At 67.4% G+C, this 1077-nt stretch carries 1 protein-coding gene; it reads right to left on the reverse strand.

The features are described from left to right. On the reverse strand, window positions 1-959 hold a 959-nt coding region (locus tag Val02_RS46955), incomplete at its 3' end, for a substrate-binding domain-containing protein (RefSeq protein ID WP_203905888.1). Between the last annotated feature and the right edge of the window lie 118 nt (window positions 960-1077).

The following is a 1077-nucleotide window of genomic DNA, read 5'->3' on the forward strand; positions in this document are numbered from 1 at the left end:
AACGCGTTGGTCATCTGCACGGCCACCTTCGCCAGTTCCCGGGTGTCCTTGTAGACCGTCTCCGTCTGCTGCCCCTTGGCGATCAGCTTCACCGACTCCAGCTCGGCATCCTGACCGGTCAACACCGGCAGCTTCTTCGCGGGCGTGCCGTAGCCGGCCTCGGTGAGCGCCTCCAGGATGCCCCGGCTGATGCCGTCGTACGGCGACAGGATCCCGTCGACCGGCACCGCCGGGTAGAACGTGGCGAGGATCCGCGCCATCCGCGTCTTGGCGTTGGCGCCGTCCCAGCGCATCGTCGCCACCTGGTCGAACGTCGTCTCGCCGCTGCGCACCACCAGCCGCCCGGCCGCCATGTAGGGGCGGAAGACGCTCATCGTGCCGTTGTAGAAGACGGTCGCGTTGTTGTCGTCGGACGAGCCGGCGAAGATCTCGACGTTGACCGGGCGCCCGGTCGGGCTGGCCAGGCCGAGGAAGTCGACGATGGCGTTCGCCTGCAGCACGCCGACCTTGAAGTTGTCGAACGTCGCGTAGTAGTTGAGGTCGCCGGTGTTTCGGATGAGCCGGTCGTAGGCGATCGTGGGGATCTTCGCCGAAGCGGCCTTGGCCAGCACCTGGGTCAGCGCCCCGCCGTCGATCGCCGCGATGAGCAGCGCCTTGACGCCCGCATCGATCATGCCCTCGAGTTTGGTGACCTGGTCCTGCACGTTGTTGTCGGAGAACTCCAGCGTGCTCTTGTAGCCGAGCAGCGTGAACTGCTTGACCATGTTCTCGCCGTCGGCGATCCAGCGCGGCGAGGTCTTGGTCGGCATCGAGATCCCGACGGTGCCCCGGTCCGGCGGCTTGACGGCGTTGACGACGTCGTCGGCGGTGCTCGCGCAGCCGGCCGCCGCCGACGCCACCGAGGCGGCGAAGGCCGCGCCCAGCGTCCGGCGTCGTACGCGCACGCCCCCAAGGTCCATGCGGCCATTCTGGGATATTTCTCCGACTTAGGCGGTTGAACACGAAAATCCGTCGCACATGGTGCGCCCGTCACGCCGGGGTGGCGAAGATCTGGGTCCAGTAGATGGTGCCGCCCCT

The sequence above is a fragment of the Virgisporangium aliadipatigenens genome (assembly GCF_016863615.1).
Classification (GTDB): Bacteria; Actinomycetota; Actinomycetes; order Mycobacteriales; family Micromonosporaceae; genus Virgisporangium; species Virgisporangium aliadipatigenens.